At 68.0% G+C, this 22,010-nt stretch carries 17 protein-coding genes and 1 tRNA gene; 7 read left to right on the forward strand and 11 right to left on the reverse strand.

Annotation, left to right across the window (positions count from 1 at the left end; translation table 11 throughout):
* Position 1 precedes the first annotated feature (1 nt).
* The 3 genes from ACIPRI_RS09475 (at position 2) to ACIPRI_RS09485 (ending at position 2,332) form a co-directional block, all read left to right on the forward strand.
* The gene (locus tag ACIPRI_RS09475; RefSeq protein ID WP_446621182.1) at positions 2-772 is read left to right on the forward strand and encodes a lysophospholipid acyltransferase family protein; all 771 of its coding nucleotides are present in this window, start codon (positions 2-4) and stop codon (positions 770-772) included.
* Positions 773-792: 20 nt separating this feature from the next.
* Positions 793-1,635: an NAD-dependent protein deacetylase gene (locus ACIPRI_RS09480; protein ID WP_446621183.1), complete on the forward strand. Its 843-nt coding sequence runs from the start codon at positions 793-795 to the stop codon at positions 1,633-1,635.
* A 229-nt stretch (positions 1,636-1,864) separates the two neighbouring features.
* Positions 1,865-2,332: a hypothetical protein gene (locus tag ACIPRI_RS09485; protein WP_446621184.1), complete on the forward strand. Its 468-nt coding sequence runs from the start codon at positions 1,865-1,867 to the stop codon at positions 2,330-2,332.
* Positions 2,333-2,435: 103 nt separating this feature from the next.
* Here ACIPRI_RS09485 and ACIPRI_RS09490 read toward each other — a convergent pair whose 3' ends face one another.
* The 11 genes from ACIPRI_RS09490 to ACIPRI_RS09540 all read right to left on the reverse strand — a co-directional run bounded on the left by ACIPRI_RS09490 (position 2,436) and on the right by ACIPRI_RS09540 (position 13,330).
* Entirely contained in the window at positions 2,436-2,753 is a 318-nt protein-coding gene (locus ACIPRI_RS09490) for a hypothetical protein (protein ID WP_446621185.1), read from the reverse strand.
* 255 nt (positions 2,754-3,008) lie between these two features.
* A tRNA-Arg gene (locus ACIPRI_RS09495) sits at positions 3,009-3,083 on the reverse strand.
* Positions 3,084-3,141: 58 nt separating this feature from the next.
* Complete coding sequence (locus tag ACIPRI_RS09500; RefSeq protein WP_446621186.1) at positions 3,142-4,812, reverse strand: Na/Pi cotransporter family protein; 1,671 nt, start codon at positions 4,810-4,812, stop codon at positions 3,142-3,144.
* A gap of 62 nt (positions 4,813-4,874) precedes the next feature.
* Positions 4,875-6,347 (reverse strand): LamG-like jellyroll fold domain-containing protein, encoded by a 1,473-nt coding sequence (locus tag ACIPRI_RS09505; RefSeq protein WP_446621187.1) that lies wholly within the window; start codon positions 6,345-6,347, stop codon positions 4,875-4,877.
* Between the two features lie 26 nt (positions 6,348-6,373).
* Positions 6,374-7,186 carry an HAD-IIB family hydrolase gene (locus tag ACIPRI_RS09510; RefSeq protein WP_446621188.1) on the reverse strand — a complete coding sequence of 271 codons (813 nt, stop codon included), beginning with the start codon at positions 7,184-7,186 and terminating at the stop codon, positions 6,374-6,376.
* A complete protein-coding gene (locus ACIPRI_RS09515) occupies positions 7,183-8,031 on the reverse strand; it encodes an endonuclease/exonuclease/phosphatase family protein (protein ID WP_446621189.1) in 849 nt (282 codons plus the stop codon). Before ACIPRI_RS09515 ends, ACIPRI_RS09510 begins: the two co-directional genes overlap by 4 nt.
* 43 nt (positions 8,032-8,074) lie before the next feature.
* On the reverse strand, positions 8,075-8,911 hold the full coding sequence (locus ACIPRI_RS09520) for a carbohydrate ABC transporter permease (RefSeq protein ID WP_446621190.1): 837 nt from the start codon (positions 8,909-8,911) through the stop codon (positions 8,075-8,077).
* 4 nt (positions 8,912-8,915) lie between these two features.
* Positions 8,916-9,791 carry a carbohydrate ABC transporter permease gene (locus tag ACIPRI_RS09525; protein WP_446621191.1) on the reverse strand — a complete coding sequence of 292 codons (876 nt, stop codon included), beginning with the start codon at positions 9,789-9,791 and terminating at the stop codon, positions 8,916-8,918.
* Positions 9,792-9,801: 10 nt separating this feature from the next.
* The gene (locus ACIPRI_RS09530) at positions 9,802-11,097 is read right to left on the reverse strand and encodes an ABC transporter substrate-binding protein (protein WP_446621192.1); all 1,296 of its coding nucleotides are present in this window, start codon (positions 11,095-11,097) and stop codon (positions 9,802-9,804) included.
* Entirely contained in the window at positions 11,079-12,206 is a 1,128-nt protein-coding gene (locus ACIPRI_RS09535) for an ABC transporter ATP-binding protein (RefSeq protein ID WP_446621193.1), read from the reverse strand. The genes ACIPRI_RS09530 and ACIPRI_RS09535 overlap by 19 nt, the downstream gene beginning before the upstream one ends.
* 110 nt (positions 12,207-12,316) lie before the next feature.
* Positions 12,317-13,330, reverse strand: a complete 1,014-nt coding sequence (locus ACIPRI_RS09540; RefSeq protein ID WP_446621194.1) for a sugar-binding transcriptional regulator — start codon at positions 13,328-13,330, stop codon at positions 12,317-12,319.
* Positions 13,331-13,485: 155 nt separating this feature from the next.
* Here ACIPRI_RS09540 and ACIPRI_RS09545 point away from each other — a divergent pair, with 155 nt between their 5' ends.
* The 4 genes from ACIPRI_RS09545 to ACIPRI_RS09560 all read left to right on the forward strand — a co-directional run bounded on the left by ACIPRI_RS09545 (position 13,486) and on the right by ACIPRI_RS09560 (position 22,010).
* Entirely contained in the window at positions 13,486-14,298 is an 813-nt protein-coding gene (locus ACIPRI_RS09545; protein ID WP_446621195.1) for a class I SAM-dependent methyltransferase, read from the forward strand.
* A gap of 245 nt (positions 14,299-14,543) precedes the next feature.
* Positions 14,544-17,678, forward strand: a complete 3,135-nt coding sequence (locus ACIPRI_RS09550; RefSeq protein WP_446621196.1) for an AAA family ATPase — start codon at positions 14,544-14,546, stop codon at positions 17,676-17,678.
* Positions 17,679-17,685: 7 nt separating this feature from the next.
* Positions 17,686-19,110, forward strand: a complete 1,425-nt coding sequence (locus ACIPRI_RS09555) for a cytochrome P450 (protein ID WP_446621197.1) — start codon at positions 17,686-17,688, stop codon at positions 19,108-19,110.
* 8 nt (positions 19,111-19,118) lie between these two features.
* Positions 19,119-22,010, forward strand: a complete 2,892-nt coding sequence (locus ACIPRI_RS09560) for a Dyp-type peroxidase (RefSeq protein ID WP_446621198.1) — start codon at positions 19,119-19,121, stop codon at positions 22,008-22,010.

Consider the following 22,010-nt stretch of genomic DNA (forward strand, 5'->3'; position numbering starts at 1 on the left):
GATGAAGCTGCTGGTCGTGTGCCGGAAGCTGCTGCGGGCCGTGATGCACGGGCTTGGCGGCTGGTGGACGATCCGCTTTTCCTTCCCGCGCATGAGCCCGGACGAGCGCTCGCAGGAAGTGCAGCGCTGGGCCCGCAGGATGCTGGAGATCTTCGGCGTCTCGCTGGTGGTGCAGGGCACGCCGCCTGTGCGGGGGCCGCTGCTGCTGGTCATCAACCACCTGTCCTGGCTCGATATCGTGGCCATCCACGCGGCCAGGCACGTGCGCTTCGTGGCCAAGTCGAACATCCGCAGCTGGCCGCTGATCGGCAGCCTGTCGACGGGTGGCGGCACGCTTTATATCGAGCGCGAGCGCCGGCGCGATGCCATGCGCCTGGTGCATCACATGGCCGATGCGCTGCGCGCGGGCGACCTGATCGGCGTGTTTCCCGAAGGCACCACCGGCGATGGCCACGCGCTGCTGCCCTTTCATGCCAACTTGTTGCAGGCGGCGATCTCGGCCGGCGCGCCGGTACAGCCAGCTGCGCTGCGCTTTGCCCTGCGCAGCAACGGCGAGACCAGCTTCGCGCCCAGCTACATCGGCGACGAGACCTTGTTCGATTCGGTCTGGCGCACCCTCAGCGCGCCGCCGCTCACGGCCTTCGTGCGCTTCGGCGAGCCGCAGGATTCGCGCGGCCGCGAGCGCCGCGCCTGGGCCATGGCGCTGCACACCGAGGTCGATGCGCTGCGTGCGCATACCTACCCCGACGGCCACCCGCACCGGCCGGCCTGAGCCGTCCTATGCTCGCGGTCATGCCTCCGGAAACCCGCGTGCACCACCTGGCCGACTTCGTGCGCCGGCACCCGCGCCTGTTTGTGCTGACCGGCGCCGGCTGCAGCACCGAATCGGGCATTCCCGACTACCGTGACCACAACGGCGACTGGAAGCGCGCGGCGCCCGTGACTTACCAGGCCTTCATGGGCAGCGAAGCCACGCGCCAGCGCTACTGGGCGCGCAGCCTGATCGGCTGGAAGGTGATCGGCCAGGCGCAGCCCGGCCCGGCGCACCATGCGCTGGCGCAGCTGGAAGCGGCCGGCCACGTGCGCCTTCTGCTGACGCAGAACGTCGACGGCCTGCACGACGCCGCCGGCAGCCGCGCCACCATCGACCTGCATGGCCGCATCGACACCGTCTGCTGCACCGCCTGCGGCGAGCGCACGCCGCGCGCACAGCTGCAAACCCGGCTGCTGGCCCGCAATCCGGACTGGGCGCAGCTGTCGGCCACGCGCGCGCCGGATGGCGACGCCGATCTGGACGGGCGCGATTTCTCCGGCTTCGAGATTCCGGCCTGCGAAAGCTGTGGCGGCATGCTCAAGCCCGACGTGGTCTTCTTCGGCGAAAGCGTGCCCCCGGCGCGCGTCGCCGCGGCCCGCGCCGCCTTGCAGGACGCCGACGCGCTGCTGGTGGCCGGCTCGTCGCTGATGGTCTATTCCGGTTTTCGCTTCGTGCAGGCGGCGGTCGCTGCAGGCAAACCGGTGGCGGCGGTGAACCTGGGGCGCACGCGGGCGGATGAGCTGCTCACGCTGAAGCTGCAGCAGCCAGTGGGGCAGGCGCTGTCGGCGCTGATGGCGCAGCTGTCGACGCTCGCCGCCTAGGCCTCGCTTTTTTCGCACCAGCACATGCGATCTGGCGCTGGCAGGCCAGCTACGACTGCTGACTCGCCATGTCATCATCATTTGGTGGTACCTGGCAGCGAAGTCTGATTGGTGCAACGGTTGGGCTACGTTTGCGACCAAAGGTGAAACAGCAAGTTACGATCCTCGGCGAGGGCCCGCCGCACTGGTGCCGGCGCGGATGCCTCGCTGTGATGAGGGGTAGCTTGAAATGAAGCGCTTCGCGTGGTCCGTCCTGATGGCGGCGGTGATCGGTGGCTTGGTGGCTTGCGGCGGCGGAGGCGACGACAACGGCTACGCGCAGACCGTCGGAGGCGAGGGCTATGTTCGGCCCGTCACCTTTGGCGAGTCGTTGGCGCCGGTCGTGCCGCAGACGCTCACGCTCGAGGTGGCCGTCAACGGCACGGTGGCGACGCCGGACGCCGAAGGGCAGCTCAGCCTGAAATCTGGCGACCTGGTCAGCATCACGCCCAACCAAAGCGTCGGCTGGATCACGGCGTCGCAGCCGGACGGCGCCATCAACGCGCTCGACGTGGACCCCAACCCCAGCAAATGGTCGGGGCGGATCGTCAATACGACCAGCGCTTTGGCGGTCTTCACCGTCAGCGCAACGGCCACGGCCGACGCGTCTCAGATCAAGAAGACCGCGTTCAGGGTGGCGGCGCCCAACGGTAGCTAGAAGCTGGAAGGAAGCGATCTGCGTGCGGGATGCGCAGGCGCTGGTTTGGTAAGCAGGGTCGCACACTCTCCATCATCGGCCAGAGCGGCGTTTCACATCAACGCTATTTCACCCGAACGGTGCCTTGAATGACGATCCCAGGCTCGACCGGCGGCACGGGCACATAAACGGGAGCAGGCGCATAGGCAGGGCCGGCCCCGTGGTGTGCGGGGCCTTTGCATTTGCGTTCCTCTTTGTATTCACCACTCTTCTCGAGCTTGCGCTCGACCTTGCAGTTGCCGTCCCAATACTCTTCCTTGTATTCGCGATTGCTGTACTTGCGCTTCCCGTGGCCACTTTCGTCTTTGTAAGGGTCGGCCGCGGCTACCAAGGGTGCAAAGAGGATGGCTGCTGCCAAGAGGGATATGGATGAGTTTTTCATGGTGTGCACTGAGAAACAGTCTCGGTCATCTGTCGGACAACTGTCCGCTACCAATCAAACGCCGATGCATCAACCGCCGTGCACTGCTGGACTGCAAAGATGGTCTAAACCCAAGGAGTCCGGGGTTGGTCTGCCGACATGCACAGACGGGCATGAAAAGCCCGCGCGGCGCGGGCTTCCGGTGGGCCCTGAACTCAGGCAGCCATGTAGGCTCACTGCATCCTGTAGGCCATGGCGACGATGAGCCAGTAGTACTGGTGCCCTCGACAGGAATCGAACCTGTATCTGAGTCTTAGGAGGACCCCGTTCTATCCATTGAACTACGAGGACTCGGGCGCCCTGGGACTTTAACAGTTCGGCCAAGGCCGCAGCATCTTGCGGGCCGGTGTCAGTCGTCGCCGGACGCCAGCGTGGCCAGTTGCGAATGCCGAATTCTCGTTTGCGCCAGCGCGCCGGCGCTTTCCAGGATCGGATAGGCGATCGAGCACAGGTGCGAATTGATGCGCTTGAGCTCGCTCAAGAGATCCAGATGCAGCGCGCTGGTCTCGATGCTTTGCGCCGTGTTGTCCTGCAGCCGCACGATGTGCCGGGCGGCGTAGTCGTGTTCGAGGTCGCGAAAACGCGCCTTTTCCTCCAGCAGCAGTTGCGCCTCGCGCACGTGGCCATCGAGAAAGACGCTCATGCCCAGCCGCAGGTTGGCGATCAGCCGCTCGTGCAGGTGCGCGATCTCGGCCATGCCGGCTTCGGAAAAACTGCGGTTCTTGCGGATCTTCTTGTCTTCCACCTGCTGCAGCACACGTTCGATGATGTCGCCGATCTGCTCCATGTTGATGGTGAAGGAGACGATGTCGGTCCAGCGCCGGCTCTCGCGCTCGGACAGCGCCTCGCGCGAGACCTGCGTCAGGTAGAACTTGATCGCGGTGTACAGGTCGTCGACCACGTCGTCCATGCGGCGCAGGCGCTCGGCCAGTGCCAGGTCGTTGTCGCGGATCACGGTGAGCGTTCCGCGCAGCATCGATTCGACCACGTCGGCCTGGTGCAACGCCTCGCGGGCGGCGCAGCTGATGGCCAGCGACGGTGTCTCCAGTGCCGCCGGATCGAGATGCTGCGGGCGCATGGTCGACGGGTCCTGCTTGGGCGCCGTGATCCAGCGGTCCAGCCAGCGGCCCGCCACGTTGGTGAAGGCGATGAAGAGCAGCGCGCGCCCCAGGTTGAACAGCAGGTGGAAGGCAATCACCTGCTCGCCCACGCCGAGCTTCATGTCCTGCAGCAGGACATGGATCCAGGGCAGCAGCGGCAGCACGATCAGGCAGCCCGCCAACTTGAAGGCCAGGCTGCCCACCGGCAGCCGCTTGGCGGCCGCGGGCGCGCCGGCGTTGGACAGCAGTGCCGTGATGCCGCTGCCGATGTTGGAGCCCAGCACCAGGCCGAAGGCCACCGTGGCCGGCACCAGCGCCTGGTCCGCCAGCTTGGCGGTCAGCAGCACGACCGCCAGGCTGGAGTAGGAGACGATGGTCAGCAGCGCGCCCACCAGCATGTCCACCAGGGCATCGTTGGGCATGGCCACCAGCAGTGCGCGCACCGCGGGCGATTCGGTCAGCGGCGCAGTGGCCAGGGTGATCAGGTGCAGTGCCAGCGTGATGAGCCCCAGGCCGATGATCACGTGGCCCACGCGCCCGGTGGTCGTTTTCTCGCGCGAGATGTAGAGCGCGACACCCGTGAAGATCAGCAGCGGCGACAGCCAGGACAGGTCGAAGGAGAAGGCCACGGCCATCACCGCGGTGCCGATCTCGGCGCCCAGCATCACCGCCAGCGCCGCGCCAGTGGCGATCAGCCCCTTGCCCAGGAAGGAAGCGACGAGCAGGTTGGTGGCGGTGCTGGACTGCACCAGGCTGGTGACGCCCAGCCCGGCCAGCACCGCGCGCACGCGGTTGCCGGCGCTGTGCGCGATCACGGTGCGCAGCCGCCCGCCGAGCAGGCGCAGCATGCCGGTGCGCACGATATGCGTGCCCCAGACCAGCAGGGACACCGCGGCCAGCAAATTCAGTAGATGGAGCATCGGCGTGAGAGGAAACGAATGGCGCGCGGCACGGCGCGAATCACACCCGCATCATGCATGCTTCAGTGGTTGCGCCAGCGCTGCACCATCGCCTGCTGGATTTTGCCGCTGAAATAGAAGCGCCGCGTGGTCGCGCCTTGTGGATCGGCGCCGATCACCACCGGGCTGTTGTTCTGGCCCACACCGCCGCTGATCGAGGCCGAGGCGGTCTGCTCGACGTTGTTCACCCACAGCCGTACCGCGCCGCTGCCATCGTAGGCGCCGACCAGAAAATAGGAGTCGGTGCCGTTGAAGGCCGACAAGGGCGCCGTCGCGTAGCTGTAGCTGCCGTTCACATAGACCCCGAAGCGCAGCTGCGTGGCGTATTGCTCCAGCGCGAAGCCACCCGTATCGCTCTTGGCCAGGATGGCCGCGGTGGAGCCGGAGGCCAGGTCGTCGAAGTTCACCACCGCCGTCACCAGGAAGCCGCCCGCGGCATCGTTGTCGGCGTCCCAGGTGCCCACGGACTGCCCGCCCGAAAATGCCATGCTGCCGCCGACGCGGTCCTCGTCGGAGGCCACGGACAGCAGCTCGAAGGCCGGCGTCGCACTGCCTTGGGCGATCGGGTAGGCGGTGCCGTTGCTGCGCCGATAGCTGAGCGGATAGCCCGCCTGCTGCGCGGTGTTGAGGTACATGAGCGAGGTGCTTTCCTGCACCAGCGCGCGCGCCGAAGTGGCCGCCGGGCTGGCACCGCGGTCGTAGTCGGAGGTGATGAAGTCGACGTCCTCGCGCAGGGCCGACAGGTAGAGCTCGCCCATGCTGGCCGGCGTGGTGTAGACGCCCGCGCCCAGGCCCAGCATCTTGGCCTGTATCAGCGCGCCGAACAGGCTGGGCATGCGGTATTCCAGCTCGACGCCGTGAAAGCCCAGGTTCTTGGTGGCGCGGATGTTGTTGCGGATGTCGGTCTGGATCAGGTTGTGGAAGCGGATGTGGTCGCGGATGCCGGCGAACTCGCTTTGCGCCAGCAGCGCCTTGGCGCGCACCAGGTGCTGATGGCGGTCCATGAAGGCGCGCAGCACCGCCGGCCGGCCGGCGCTGGCGTAGTTGCGGTCGCGGATCGAGCGCAGCACGCCCAGCATCAGTGTGTCGCTCGCGGCCGCGCTGCCGTAGGCCTCCTTGATTTCCAGGAAGAGCAGGCGGTTGCTCTGCTGCAGGCTGCTGTTGGCCAACGCCGCATCGAAGGTGCCGCGCGCCTCTTCGCTGTCGGTGTGCTCCACGTAGGCCACGCCGTTGGCGTGCAGGGTGACGTCGAGCTCGATCAGGTCGAAGTCGCGGGCCAGCGCCAGCGCCACCTCGGTCGTGGTCTCGGCGTTGCTGTTGCCGTAGCAGTTGTGGCAGGACAAGGCCACGATATTGCCCAGCGGCGAGACCGGCAGGGCGCGGCTGACGCCGTTCCAGTAGTTGCCGGCCTGCGCGTGGCCGAGAAGGCCGAGGCAAACGGCGCCGGCGGCGAGAACACGTGTCAGCAAGCGAGACGTGAATGTGAAGCTCTGCATGGCACTTTCCTTTGTCTTGTGATCGATCAAGAAAAAGCCGGCGGTGAGTGCGCCGACAACAGCAAGTGGCTGGCCAATTCCGCAAAACCGGCGCCACCGGCCTCGCGCGTGATGTAGCGCGGCATGTGGGGCAGGCGGTCGCGGAACTCGAGCACGTTGGCAACGCCCACCGAGAGCGGGAAGTAGCCGAACATCGGCGCGTCGTTGGGCGAGTCGCCGGCAAAGACGCATTGCCCTTGCTGCGCCGCGGCCTGCAGGTCGGTGCCGTAGCGCTCGGCCATCAGGAGGCGCGTCATGCTGAGCTTGTCGTAGTTGCCGAACCAGCCGTTGACGTGGATGGAGCTGATGCGCGCCGTCATGCCGGCCTCTTCCATGATCCGCGCAATGCGGTCCACGTCGGCGCGTGGGAGCGGCACCACGTCCTCGCGAAAGTCGATGGCCAGGTCGTACTGGCGGCAGAACTGGTCCGAGGCCGGCGCGCAGCCGGGTACCTCGCGCACGATGCGTTCGCGCACCCGCTCCATGCGGGCCGCGTTGTCGGCGCGCGCGCGCGCATCGAGGATGTGGCGGGTGCGCAGCTGCCCGCAGGCGTGGTCGTGCCACATGTAGAAGGCGCCGTTCTCGCCGATCACCGCGTCCACCGGCCACAGGCGCGCGATCTGGTCGCACCATCCTGCCGGGCGCCCGGTCACCGGAATGACGCGCAGGCCGGCGCGCTGCAGCGCTTCGAGCGCGGCATAGGCGGGCGCGCCGAGCTTGCCGGCCGTGGTGAGCGTGTCGTCGATGTCGGTGAAGACCGTGGCGACCTGCGCGCCCGGCAGCTGGTGAACGGGCTTCACGTCAGCTCCAGCAGCAGCGGTTGATGGTCCGAGGCGCGCGTCAGGCCATCGACCTCGAAGGCGCGCACCTGCGGCAGCAGGTCGGCGCTGGCGAAGATGAAGTCGCAGGCAAAGGCCTCGGGCCATTGCTCGCGGTCGTGCACCCCGGCGCTGTGCGGGTGGGGGCGCTCGCCGTGCAGGTGCCGCCAGGCGTCGGCCAGGGCCGGCACGCCGCTGCTGTCGAAAGGGGCGCCAAGGCGCGCATGCAGCGGGTCCTCGGGGCGGAAGTTGAAGTCGCCCGTGACCAGTGTGCGGGTGCTGGCGGGAAAGGCGTGATAGGGCGAATGCGAGGCGTCGCGCACCTGGCCACGCAGGGCGCGCAGGCAGTTCTCCTCGTGCCAGTGGCGCAGCGCCTCGATCTGGTCGCGCCGCTGCGCCGCCGAGTGGTATTCGAGATGGGTGGTCATCACCACCAGGGGGCCGATCGGCGTGTCGAGCGTGGCTTCGAGCAGCACGCGCGGCATGCTGATCGCACCGGGCTCCACCGGCCAGGGCAGCTGGCGCCGCAGCACGCGCAGCACCGGATAGCGCGACAGCAGCATGTTGCCGAAGCGCCGCCGGCCGCCGGGCCCGGCGACATCCACCCCCGGCGCCGCGATCGGCGTGAAGCCGGGCAACAGGCGGGCGAAGTCCTCGAACTGGTCTTCGCCCCGGCTTCCGGGCAGCGTGGCGAAGTTGGCCGCGACTTCCTGCAGGCACAGCACATCGAAGTCGCCCAGCCGGCGCGCATGCTCGACGATGCGCTCGGGCGAGACCACGCCGTCGACGCCGCGCGCCCACTGGATGTTCCAGCTTATGAGTTTCATGTCAGGTACTCGGCACCACGAAGTGAGCCGATACGGGGGTGGGTCATTTGATCCCCGCGCGCATGAAGGACTGGACGAACTGGCGCTGGAACAAGAGAAAGGCCAGCAGCAGCGGCGCCGAGGTCATCAGGGTGGCGGCGGTGATGATGGACCAGTCCACCCCCTGGTCGGTGGAAGAGAACACCTGCAGGCCCACAGTGAGCGGGCGCGACTCGACCGAGTTGGTGACGATCAGCGGCCACAGGAAGTTGTTCCAGTGCGTGCTGACCGACACCAGCGCAAAAGCCAGGTAGACCGGCTTGGCCAGCGGCACGTAGACCTTCCACAGGATCTGCAGCACGCCGGCGCCTTCCATCGTGGCCGCCTCGTCCAGTTCGCGCGGCACCGACTTGAAGGTCTGGCGCAACAGGAAGATGCCGAAGGCCGACGCGAAGTAGGGTAGGCCGATCGCCACGATGGTGTCGCGCAGGCCCAGCTTGTTCATCGTCGCGTAGTTCTCCACGATGAGGATGTCGGGCATCACCATCAGCTGCATCAGCACCAGCGCGAACACCAGGTCGCTGCCGCGAAAGCGAAAGCGCGCGAAGGCGTAGGCCGCGGTGGTCGACAACAGCAGTTGCGCGGCCAGGATCATCGTCACCAGGAGGAAGGTGTTGAGAAAGTAGCGCGCGAAGGGCGCGGCCTGCCAGGCGTTGACGAAGTTCTGCAGCGTCAGCGGCGCGTCGAGCGCCAGACGGGTGGCGAAGGCCGCGGGATGGAAGGCGGTCCAGACGGCATAGACCAGCGGCAGCAGCCACAAGAGGCCCAGCAGCCAGGCCGCGGCGGTCTCCAGCGTGCGCTGGCGCTGGCCGAAGGGGTCGATCGCTTGCGGGGTGCTCATTGGATCATTGGTAGTGCGTCCTGCGGTCCAGGATGCGGAACTTGACCAGGGCCACCAGCGCCAGCAGGGCCAGCAGCACCACGGTGAGCGCGGCCGCATAGGACGAATCCCAGAAGCCGAAGCCCACCTCGTAGATGTAGAAGAGCAGGAGCGAGCTGGCGTTGTCCGGCCCGCCCCGGGTCATCACCACGATGTGGTCGACCAGGCGGAAGGCGTTGATCAGCGCGTTGATCAGCACGAACAGCGTGGTGGGCATCAACAGCGGAAACTGCACGCGCCAGAAGTACTGCCAGCGCGACGCGCCTTCCAGGCCGGCGGCTTCGCCCAGGCTGGGCGAAATCTGCTGCAGTGCCGCCAGGTAGAAGATCATGAAGAAGCCGGCTTCTTTCCAGATGGCGACGGCCATCATGGCGCCCAGCACCGTGTCGGGGTTGCCCAGCCAGTTCTGCGAGGGCAGGCCGAGCGCCAGCGTCAGCTGCTCCAGCAGGCCGTATTGCGGCGTGTAGAAGAACAGCCAGATGTTGGCCACCGCGATCATCGGCAGCACCGTGGGGGTGAAGTAGGCCAGGCGCAGCAGGCCGCGGCCGGCCAGCCGGTCGTTGACCCACAGCGCCATGGCGATGGCCAGCGCGATCGAGACCGGGATGGTGCCCAGCGCGAACCACAGGTTGTTGGCGAGCGCCTTCCAGAACACCGGGTCGTCGACCATGAGCGCGTAGTTCTCCACCCCGACGAAGACCGCCGGGTTGGCGCCCTTGGGGGTGGAGTGGAAGCTGTGCCAGAGCGTCGCGACCGCCGGGTAGTGCGTGAAGGAAATCAGCAGCACCAGCGCCGGCAGCAGCAGCAGCCAGGGCGTTGCAGCGCGGGGAAGGCGGTCCACCGCGTGCTGCTCAGCGGCGCCAGCTGCGCAGGATGCGGTCGGATTCGCGCTGCGCGTCCTTCAGCGCATCTTGCGGCGACTTGCTGCCCGACAGCGCGGCCTGCAGGTTGTCGTTGAGCGCCTTGGTCACGCGCTGGTTGTCATGCGTGGACAGCTCGGCCACGCTGAACTTGAGCTGCTCGCGCGCCACTTCCGCGGCGGGCACTTCCTTCACGTACTTCTTCATCTCGGGCGTCTCCCAGGCGTCGGGTCGGGTGGCGACGTAGCCGGTGGCGATGCTCCATTGCGCGGCGCGTTGCGGCGCCGTGGCCCAGCGCACGAACTTGAGGGCGGCCTGCTGCTGCTCCGGCGTGGTCTTGTTGAAGACGTAGAAGTTGCCGCCGCCCGTCGGGCTGCCCGGATGCTTGGCCGCCGGCAGCATGCTCACGCCGAAGGGAAAGCTGGCGTTGGTGCGCACGTTGGTCAGGTTGCCGGTGGTGGTCCAGACCATCGCCGCCTTCTGCTCGAGAAAGTCCTTGGGCGTGGTGCCCCACTCGATCACGCCCTTGGGCATCACCTTGTGCTTGGCCGACAGGTCGACCCACCATTGCAGCGCCTCCACCGCGCCCGGCTTGTCGAAGAAGGTCTGGGTGCCGGCCGTGTTCATCAGGATGGTGTCGTTCGGCGTGGTCATGCCCTGGAAGATCCAGTAGGGAAAGCCGGTCGACGGAATCTTGATGCCCCACTGCGTGACGTTGCCGCTGGCGTCGAGCTTGGTCAGCTTCTTGGCATAGGCGACGGTTTCGTCCCAGTTGGCGGGGCCCTTTTCCGGATCAAGCCCGGCCTCCTTGAACAGCGCCTTGTTGTAGTACATGACGATGGTGGAGCGCTGGAACGGAATGCCCCAGGTCTTGCCGCCGGTCTGGCTGTTCTGCATGAAGCTGTCGTAGAAGCCGCCGATCCACTGCCTGTCCTGCGCCGTGGCGGCCAGGCCGTCGATCGGCACGATCGCACTCTCGTCGATCAGGGTGAACAGGTCGGTCGACAGCAACACCGCCAATGTCGGCGGCGTGCCGCTCTTGAAGGCGGTGAGTGCCTTGACCAGGCTGTCCTGGTAGGTGCCGGCGTAGACGGCGCTGAGCTTGACGTCCGGGTTCTCCTTCTCGAACTCGGCCACCATGGCGTCGATGGTCTTGGTGATGGGGCCGCCCACCGCCACCGGGTAGTACAGGCTGATCTCGATGGGCGGTGCGGCCAGCGCCGGCACGCCGCCCAGGGCGGCACTGGCGGCCAGTGCGACGACGCTCTTCAGCAGGACTCTGCGCATGATTTCTCCTTGATCGGGTTGAATTGGGAAGCGGAAGAAGGTGTGTGCTGGCCGCAGCCGTCGACGTGGCGCCGCAGGCCGCTGTGCGGATCGAAGAAGTACTGCTGTGCCTCGTCCCACTGCAGCCGGATGGCGTCGCCGGCTCGCAGGCTCAACTGGCCGGGCACGCGCACCAGCAGCGGCGCGTTGCCGATGCATGCGCCGACGATGGTGTCGGCGCCGAAGTACTCCACCGTCTGGATCACGGCCGGCGCGCCGTGCGCCGACAGGCGGATGTGCTCGGGCCGCAGGCCGAGGTGGAGCGCCTCGCCGCCGCGGCCCGGCAGCACCGCCACGTCGTGCGCGCCGGCAATCGCCAAGCCGGCGGCGGTCGGCTCGAGCGGCAGGATGTTCATCGGCGGCGTGCCGATGAAGCGCGCCGCGAACTCCGAAGCCGGCTGCGCGTAGAGCTCGGCCGGCGGCGCGTTCTGCTCGATGCGCCCATTGCGCAGCAGGATGACCTGGTCGGCCATGCTCATGGCCTCGGTCTGGTCGTGCGTCACGTAGATCATGGTGATGCCCAGCTGCTGCTGGAGCGCGCGGATCTCGCGGCGCATCTCCTGGCGCAGCTGCGCGTCGAGGTTGGACAGGGGTTCGTCCATCAGGCACAACGGCGTCTCGGCAATGATCGCGCGCCCCAGCGCCACGCGCTGCTGCTGCCCGCCCGAGAGCTGGCCGGGCCGGCGGTCCAGCAGATGGGCCAGGCCCAGCAGTTCCGACACGCGCTTCAGGCGCGCCTCGAAATGCTGGCTGGGCTCCTTGCGCACGCGCAGCCCGAACAGGATGTTTTCGCGAACGCTCAGGTGCGGAAACAGGGCGTAGGCCTGGAACACCATGGCGATGCGGCGCTGCGAGGGCGACAGCCGCGTGACGTCGCGCTCGCCGATGTGGATGCTGCCGGCGCTCGGCTGGTCCAGGCCTGCGATCAGGCGCAGGGTGGTCGACTTGCCGCAGCCGGAGGGGCCGAGCAGCACCGTGAAGTCGCCCGACCTGACGCTGAAATCGATCTCCTGCACGGCGTGGGTGCTGCCCCAGCTCTTGGTGATGCTCTTGAGCGCAACTGAAGTCATGTCATGTCTCGGGGGATGAGCCTTGTTGTTCTGAACGTTCCGTTACGCATGCGCCGCCGGCAAAAAGCGCCAAGTAGGGCATGCGTTTGTGGCGGCCGTGTGACTTGCGCTCATGCCTTTGCGCGGCCCTTCCTTGCGGCTGCCGCGGGCGCGGCCTCGGCGTCGTCCGCCAGCAGCAGTCGGGCGCCCGGCTCGTCGATCACCAGCTCGTTGATGAAGCCGCCGTGCAGCGCCGCGCGCACGCCGGCCACCTTGCCCTGGCCGGACACCACGCAGATCGAATGCTGCGCACGGCGAAAGCGGTCCAGGTCCGGGCCGCTGCTGCGCGCATTCAGCGGCACGTCGCGCCAGCTGCCGTCGCCGCGGAAGAACACGGTGGCGATGTCGCCGACCACCCCGTCCTTCTGGATCGCCTGCGCCTCCTGCTTGCTCAGGTAGCCGCTGGTGTGGACGTAGCTGCCGCTTTCCTTCACGCCGATGGAAAACAGGTTGATGGTCGCGCCTTCCTGCAAGCTTCGGATGGCGCGGATGCTGCGCTCGCGCCAGAGCGCGGTGCGGGTTTGCGCATAGTCGAAGAAGGCCGGCACCGGAAAGCCGTGGGCCCGCGCGCCGAAGTTCTGCGCGAAGCGCGACACCAGCGATCCGCCGAAGGAGTCGACGTAATCGTGGCCAGTGCCCGATCCGTTGAGCTGCACCACGTCGACGTCGCGCACCTGCCTTGGCACCAGGTGGTTGGCGATCTCGGCCACGGTCGTGCCCCAGGCCAGGCCGAGCACCGAAGCGGGCTGCACCAGCGTGCCCAGGTACGCGGCAGCGTGCGCGGCCACACGGCGCAAATTCTCCTGTGCCCCCGCGGAGTCGGCGACCGGCACCACCTGTACCCGTTGCAGCGAGAAGCGCGCCTTGATCGATTGCTCGAGGCCGCCCGACTGCTCCCCCGGGTCATGAATGCGGATCTCGACCAGGCCGTTTTCCATGGCGTAGGAAAGCAGCCGGGACACGGTGGCGCGCGAGGTGCCCATTTCCTCGGCGATGGCGGCCGTGGTCATGGACTGGAAGTAGTACAGCCGTGCAACACGCACGGCGAGGCTGGCGGTCTCCTGCTGTCGATTTGCGCTGGCCATCGAGGTTTCGTGGGTCTTGTGAACAAATGATCAATGTATATGAACGTTTGTACAGAGCCGCTTCCGCCGATGCAATGCGGGTCAACCCGCGCACAATGCTGCGCGTCGGGGCATGGCGCCGGCCGTGCCCTCCTTGATGCAGGAGGTGATTCACCATGCCGGAACGCAAGGACAACTGGGCCGCCGCCGAGCTCTACGAGCCCTACGTGGGCCGCTGGAGCCGCAAGGTGGCGCTGGAGTTTCTCGACTGGCTGCAACTGCCCTCGCACGCGCAGTGGCTGGATGTGGGCTGCGGCACCGGCGCGCTGGCGCAGGCCGTGCTGCACGTGGCGCGCCCGGCCTCGGTACTGGGCATCGATGCCTCGCCCGGCTTCATCGACTACGCGCGCGCCTGCACGCCCGACGCGCGCGCCCGCTTCGAGCTGGGCGATGCCCAGGCGTTGCCACTCGACGCGCACAGCGTCGACGTGGCCGTGTCGGGCCTGGTGATCAACTTCGTGCCCCAGCCCGAGCGCGCGCTGGCCGAGATGGCGCGTGTGGTGCGCCCCGGCGGCACGGTGGCGATCTACGTCTGGGACTACGCCGACGGCATGGAGCTGATGCGCTACTTCTGGGATGCGGCGCTCGAACTCATCCCGGCTGCGCACGATGTTGCGGAAGGCCGGCGCTTTCCCATGTGCCGGCCGGAGCCGCTGCTTTCGCTGTTTGCGCAAGCGGGGCTGGCGGACGTCGAGGTACGCGCCCTGGAGGTACCGACGCCCTTCCGCGATTTCGACGACTACTGGAAGCCCTTCCTGGGCGGCCAGGGTCCGGCACCTGGCTTTGTGATGGCGCTGCCCGAGGCCGATCGTGTGCGCCTGCGCGAACGCATCCGCGCGGCTTTGCCAACAGCTGCCGACGGCAGCATTGCGCTGCGCGCCCGGGCCTGGGGCGTGCGCGGTAGCCACCGCGCGCAGGCGATTGGTTGAATTGGCGCTTCAATGCTGGGCCTGATTACATCCTTCAGATGGCTTATTGACGGTTATTAGTACAAAGGTCAACATCTCTTGATTCGCGTTCACGTTCGCGTGTCGACTCACTTCGCCGGAAGGATGCGATGCAAGAAGAACAGCCAAAGAGGGTGTCCGAGCCATTGCTGCCGGCGACGTCCTGCCGCCGCTGCGGGGTGGCGCTCGCGCCGGGCGCGCACTTCTGTTCGAATTGCGGGGCGGGCGTGCCAGACGCTGCGGCCGAGGCCGCGCCAAGTGCCAGGACGTCGTTGTCCGGCACCGAGCGGCGGCAGATCACTCTTGTGTTCTGCGACGTCGTCGGGTCGACGGATCTGGCCGAGCGGCTCGATCCCGAAGACCTCACCAGCGTCATCGCCCAGTTCCACCGCGCGGTGGACGGCGCCATGGCGGAGTTCGACGGATTCGTTGCGCGCCACATGGGCGACGGCACGCTCACCTACTTCGGTTATCCGAATTCGCACGAGGACGATGCCGAGCGCGCACTTCGGGCCTCGCTGCGCGCGCTCGAAGCCGTCAGCGCCTTGCGGGTGGGGGACCAGCCGCTGCGCGCGCACATCGGCGTTGCCAGCGGCTTGGTGGTCGTGGGCGACATCATCGGCACCGGGCGGCCGATCGACATCGACGTCGCCGGTGCAACGCCCAATCTTGCGGCCCGCCTTCAGGGAGCGGCCTTGCCCGACGAAATTCTGGTCTGCGACACCACGCGGCGGCTGGCGGGCGAGCTTTTCGAATGGCGTGACCTCGGCCTGCAGGTGCTCAAGGGCATTGCCAAGCCGGTCCGCACGTGGCGGGTCATGGGCCAGCAGCCGGTGGGCAGCCGCTTCGATGCCATGCATCAAGGCGCCCTGTCTCCCTTGCTGGGGCGCGACCAGGCTATGGCGCAGCTGGAAGCGCAATGGCGTGAGGTGCTTCAAGAGCGCGGCCGCGTTGTCGTCATCGAAGGCGAAGCGGGCATCGGCAAGTCGCGCCTGGCGGCGCAGATGCTGGACCGGTTGCGCCCCGAGTCGCACACGCTGATCCGCTGCGCCAGCTCCTCCCATCGGCAGCACTCGCCGCTGCATCCGTGGATCCAGCAGCTGGAGCAGGCGGCCGGCTTCCAGCGGGACGACAGTCCGGCGGAGAAACTGATCAAACTGCAACGGACCTTGCCCGGGACGCCGGAACGCGACCTGCAACTGGTCGCCGAATTGCTGCTCGTCCCGACCGCCGGGCGCTTTCCCGTTCTTCAATTGGGCCCGCAGCGGCGCGCCGAACTGCAGATGGAGGCCGTGCTCAACGCGCTGGAGTTCTCTTCGCTGCGCGTGCCCCTGGTGGTGCTGTTCGAGGACGCGCACTGGAGCGACCTTTCATCGCGCGAACTGCTGGCACGCCTGGTGGAACGCTGCGCCAGGCTGCGCATCCTGCTGATGGTGACGGCGCGGCCCGAATTCACTCCGCCCTGGATCGCGCAGCCGCAGGTCGTGCGCCTGCCGCTTGCGCCGTTGAACGCAGGCGACAGCGCGCAGCTGGTGACGTGGATCTGCGCCGGTGCCAGCCCATCGCGCGAGGTGGTCGCCGACATCTTGGCGCGCAGCAACGGCATACCGCTCTATCTGGAGGAGCTCACCCGCTTCGTGGTCGAGTGCGAAGCCGATCGCTCGGCCGGCGCTTCGGTCCCGAGCTCATTGCAGGCGTCGCTGCAGGCGCGCCTGGATCGGCTGGGCGGCGCGCGTGAGATCGCCGAGGTTGCCGCATGCATCGGGCGTGAATTCCCGCGCCGCCTGCTGTCGCTGGCAACGAATCGCGAGCACGAGGACGTGGAGCATGCGCTGACCCAGTTGGTGGACGAGAGCCTGATCCTGTCGCGCGCCGGGGCCGACCAGGATGGCGAGGCCTTGGCCTTCCGCCATGTGCTGCTGCGCGATGTGGCCTATCACGGCATGGTGCGCGAGAGACGGCGTGCGCTGCACGAGCGCATTGCGCAGGTGCTGGAGGAGCACTTCCCCGAGCGCGTGTCGAATCAACCCGACCAGATGGCGCTCCACTGCGCCGAAGGCGGCATGCTGGCCAAGTCCGTGGGGCACTGGCTGCTGGCCGGCGTGCAAGCCATGCGGCGCTCCGCCATGACGGAGGCGCTGGTCTACCTGGCGCACGGCCTGGACGCGGTGCGGGAACTGCCCGATGGGCCGCCGCGCCAGAAGGTCGAACTGCAGCTGACCATCGCCAAGGGCCAGGCCCAGATCGCGACCCAGGGCTACGCGGTCCAGGGCACGCGCGAAACCTTCGAACAGGCCCGCAGGCTGTGTGGCGAACTGAACAACCCGCCGCAGCTTCTGTCGGTCTTGCACGGGCTGTGGACCCACGCCTTGATGACGGCCGACATGCTCGGCGCGCGCGAGCAGGCCCTGTCGCTGCTCGAGCGAGGAAAGCGTGAGGACGACCCCGTCTGGCTGCTGATGGGCCATCGCTTCTGCGGCGTCACCCATCACCCGATGGGCGCCTTCGCAGAGGCGGTTGCCTTCCTGCGCCGAGGACTCGAGCTCTATGAGCCTTCGCAGCGCGCCACCTACGGAACGGTCACTGTCGACGATCCCGAGATCGTCATGCTGACCTACCTGTCATGGGCCTTGATGTGCATGGGGCAGCTGGACGAAGCGCGCAGCTGCAGCGCCCGCGCGGTGGAAAAGGCACGCGCGCTGGCCCAGGTTTACAGCCTGTCGCACGCCCTGATCGGCGCGGCCTTCGTCGGACTGACGATCGAGGCGCCCGAGGCCGGCCTGCGCCGCCTCGACGAAGTGATGCCGCTGCTGGAAGAGCACGGCATTGCGTACTACGGCGCCGTCGGCCTGCTGTTCAAGGGGTGGTGTCTGGCGGCCCTCGGAGAGCATGCGCAAGCGCGCGAGGTGCTGGCCTCGGGCATGAAGGCCTATCGCGCCACCGGCAGCCGCCTCTATCTCTCCGGCTTCCTGCGCATGACGGCGGAATCGCTCGCGCGCGGCGGCAGGGACCATGCCGAGGCGGCCTGGGCCAGCCTGGAGGAAGCGCGCGCCGTCATGCAGGCAACGCGCCAGTTCTGGGACGAGGCGGAGGTTCACCGCCTGCAGGGCCAGTTGCTGCTCGAGCGCGGTGATCGGGCTGGTGCGATCGAACATCTGCGGCAGGCCCGCGATGTCGCGGATCGCCAGAGCGCCGGCCTGTGGCAACTGCGAACGGTCCATGACCTGGCGCAGCTGCATGTCCAGGACGGCGACCGGGCGGGCGCGCTGGAGCTCCTCGAACCGGTCTGCCAGCGCTTGGCCGGCCAATCCGCATTGCCAGACGTGGTGCGCGTGCGCACGTTGCTTGAAACGCTGCGCTAGGCTGAACATGGACCGTGCGCGCCGCCTCGAAGAGTCCTGGCGGCGTGCGCAGCGCGATGATTTCGACGTCCAGACGCTGCGCCTTCGCTGCCTGCGGGCTCTGCTCGCGTACCTATTTGCCAACCCGCCCCCCTGGGCCTACCGGTTGTTGCGCCGCTTCCTGCCGGCCGTGAAGATCTTCGGCTGGCGCTACCTGAGCATCCAGCCGTCGCCCAAGCGTGGCCGCGTGCTGCAATTTCTGCGGCGCTGCCTGGCCGACCTGCCACTGCCGGTCTGGCGCGGATGGGTGCTGCTGACGCGCGATGACGACGTGCGCGAAGTCCTGGCGAAGGACAAGGTCTTCACCGTACCCTGGGGCGACGATGTATGCCTGCTCAACGATGGCGAGCTGCCGGGAACGCCCTTCATCCTCGGCCTCGATACGCGCGATCCGATCGAGGCTTCGCTGTATCGCGAGGGACTGCACGACGTCATGCGCTCCTTCCGGCGCGACGACGTGGCGCGGCTGGTGGTGCCGCGCGCGGCCGCGCATGCGCGCGCCATCGTCGAGGGCGCTGCCGGGCGACCGCTGGATGCAATCCAGACGCTGTTCGTCGACGTGTTCATCGACACCTGCGAGCAGTACCTGGGCGTGCCGGTCCGGCCCGATCAACGCGGCGCCTTCTACCAGTGGACCGTGGCGGTCAGCGGCCTGCTGTTCGGGCCCCCGTTCGAGCGCGAGCGCGCGCTGGACACCGCGAAAGCGGGGGCCGCCCGGATTGCGCTGGTGATCGACATCGCCATCGACGCCACCATCCGCTACCTGGAGTCGGAGCCTGCCGACGCGCATCCGGACAACGTGATGGTGAGGCTCGCCAAGCGCCATATCGCCGACGAGCGCGACATGTCCTGGCTCACCATGCGGGCGATCATGATGGGCATGGTCACCGGCTCGGTGCCGACCAACGCCGTAGCGGCCGGGCACATTCTCGAAGTGCTGCTATCCCAGCCCGACGCCATGGAGCAGGCCCGCGCCGCCGCAGCCGGCGGAGACGACGACCAGCTGGCACGTTGCCTGTTCGAGGCAATGCGCTTTTGGCCACTCAACCCCGGTCCCTGGCGACGTTGCCACGACAGCTACGTGCTCGCGCGCGGCACGCGGCGCGAAAGGACGATCCGTCCAGGGACACTGATCCTGGCCAGCACCCAGTCCGCCATGCTGGACCCGCACAGCGTGCGCCGGCCGCTGCACTTCGATCCGGCGCGCGACCCCGCGGACTCGCTGCTGTTCGGCCACGCCCGCCACTGGTGCGTCGGCAAGTACATCGCGCAGGCGCAGATCACGCAGGCGTTCAAGCCCTTGCTGCTGCGCGGTCCGGTGCGGCGCGCGCCTGGCGCCGACGGGCGCATGCGCCGCCTTGGTCTTTTTCCGGAGCACTTGCTCGTCGTGTGAGCCGCGTCATGAAGCAGGCCTTCATCACCATCCTGATCCCCTTCGAATCTGCGCTGACAGCCGCGGTGGAAGCCTGCATCGATGCAAAGCTCGGGAACCCGCCGAACGCGGCCGTCCGGCGCGCGCTGGGCAAGCGCGGCATCGTGCATTTCATGAGCCTGCTGGTCGTGCCGGGGCCGGCGAGCCACCCCGCGCACCTGCTGCTCGAAGCATCGGCCGACGGCACGCGCGACGAGGCCATCGGCGCGATCGCCGCAGACCTGCGCGCGCCGATGTTGGCGGTTCTTGGAAGCGCCCAGCTGCCGGCGCCGCCGTCGCTGGAGGAACTGTTGCGCGGCCACGCCCGGTCGATCGGCCAGGCGTGGTGGGAGACGCTGGGCCTCGAATTTGCCGGTACGCCTGGCATGAGCGTGCGGCGCATCCGCATGGAAGACGCGTTGGCGCGCCGACTGGCTGCGATCCTGCAAGGCCTGCCGCACGCCCTGGCGCCCTATGCGCGCCTCGAGGTGGCCCGCAATCGCCTGTGGCGCGAGGGCCACTTCAAGTGGGCCTTCGAGCCCGAGTCGGCCGACTGTCTCGAGGGCGCGCCCGACAGCGGGATCACGCCCTATGTCACCGGCTTCTTCGGCGATGCCATCCCGGCCCGCCCCTTTGATCCTTTGCCGGCGCTGCGCACCGTCACCAAGATCGCGGCCGATGCCCTGGTGGCAATCGCATGGCCCGTTGTGCTGCTGGGAGTCGCGCTCTGGTGGGCGGCCGCGCGCTTCATGTCGACGATCGACGCGCTGCTGCTCGTGGGCGCCGTGGCGGCGCTGGTGGCTGCCGCCGTCGTGATCCGCCTGCGCCGCCTGGAACTGGCCAACACACCCGAAGACCACGAGCCCGGATCGCAGGAAGTCGAGACGGTGATGAGGCACGAGAGCCACGCGGTGCAGAACCTGCTGTTCTCGGTTTCCGGCGTGCAGGCTGGCCTGCTGCGCCGCAGTGCGCTGCGCCTCGCCTTCTTTTCGGTGGGGCTGGTCGGCTACTTCTGCCGGCCGGGCTTCCTGGGGGGCAACCGGGTCATCCACTTCGCGCGCTGGCTCGTGGTGCCGGGTACCAACCAGTTGGTGTTCCTGTCGAACTACGACGGCACCTGGCAGGGCTACGTGGGCGATTTCGTCATCAACACCGCGGGCGCCAAGGGCGTGACTTCGATCTGGAGCAATTGCCTGGGCTTTCCCCGCACGCTCGACCTGTTCGACGAGGGCGCCGCGGATCGCGACCGGCTCGTGCGGTGGGCGCGGCGCCAGCAGCGGCCCGTGCATTTCTGGTACAGCGCCTATCGGTGGCTCACGACCGATCGGATCCGCGCCAATGCGGCGATCCGGCAGGGGCTGGCGAATGCCTCGACCGCTCAGGACGCGCGCGATTGGCTGGCCTGCTTCGGCTCGATATCGGGGGCGCCTCAGCCGCTCGATGCCGACGAGATTCCGGCCCTGGCCTTCGGCGGGCTGTCCAGGCTGCGGCACGCCTGTGTCGCGGGCTTTCGCCTGCATGGCGATTCCTGGCGCGGCCGTGCCTGGTTGCGCGACATGCAGCCGCTGGTGAGTTATGGCGAGGAACCCAAGCGGCGGCAGGCGCTGGCCATCGGCCTGTCGGCGACCGGCCTGCGACGGCTCGGGCTGCACGATGCAGAGGATCTGTCGACCTTCCCGGTGGCGTACCAGCAGGGCATGGCGGCACCCGAGCGCGCGCGCGCCAACGGCGATGTCCAGGGGCAGGCGCCGCAGCACTGGCGCTGGGGTCTTGGCGAACGGGCCGTCGACGTGGTCGTCATGCTTTTTGCCGACGACCCGGCGGGCCTTGCGCTGCAGTTGGAGGCACTGCGCCTGTCGGCTGACCTGCGCGGCCACGCGGAAGTGCTGTTTCAGGAATTTCTTCCACTGCCGTCCAGCGGCCGGGCGGTGGAAGCCTTCGGCTTCGTCGACGGCGTGTCGCAGCCTGCGATGCGCGGCACGCGCCGGGCCGAGACCGTCGCGCCGCGCGACGTGATCGCCCCCGGCGAGATCGTACTGGGCTACCGCGACGAACTCGGCCGCTGTGGGCCCAGTTCGACCCTGCATGCTTCGCGCGATCCCGGACATCATCTGGGCGACGCGGGCGTCGACCCGTCGCGGCAGAGACCCTTGTTCAAGCCGGCGCCGGGCGCGTCGGCGCCTCGCGACTTCGGCCACAACGGCACCTTCCTGGTGGTGCGCGAACTGGAGCAGCACGTCGATGCGTTCAACGCCTGGATAGAAGCGCAGGCGCCAGGCCTGCGCGGCAACGATGTCCCTTTGTCCCTGCGCGAGCGCCGCGAGTGGCTGGCCGCCAAGCTGGTCGGGCGCTGGCGCGATGGCAGCTCGCTGCTGCGCTATCCGGAGCGGCCCGCGGGTGGCTGGTGGCCGCCCCACAAACACAAGCGGGTCGAGCCGGACAACGCCTTCCTCTATGGCCAGGAAGATCCGGCGGGCATGCGCTGTCCCATCGGCGCGCACATCCGTCGCGCCAATCCGCGCGACGGACTGGCGCTGGGCGCGGCCGAAACGGCGGCCGCGGTGCAGACGCACCGGCTGTTGCGGGTCGGGCGCTCGTATCGCACGCCGCAGGGCCGGCAAGGCCTCATGTTCATGTGCGTCAATGTCGACATCGAGCGGCAGTTCGAATTCGTGCAGCAACGCTGGATTCTCAATTCCTCGTTCGAAGCGCTGCGCGACGAGTCCGACGCGCTGCTCGGCAGAGGCGCCCGCGGTCTGAGCATTCCCGGTTGTCCGGCGCGTCGGCCTGCAGGCATGCAGGACTTCGTCACGATGCGTGGTGGCGGCTACTTCTTCCTGCCATCGCGCGCCGCCCTGCAGGTGCTGGCGCTGGCGCAATGA

The organism is Variovorax sp. LARHSF232 (assembly GCF_052871435.1).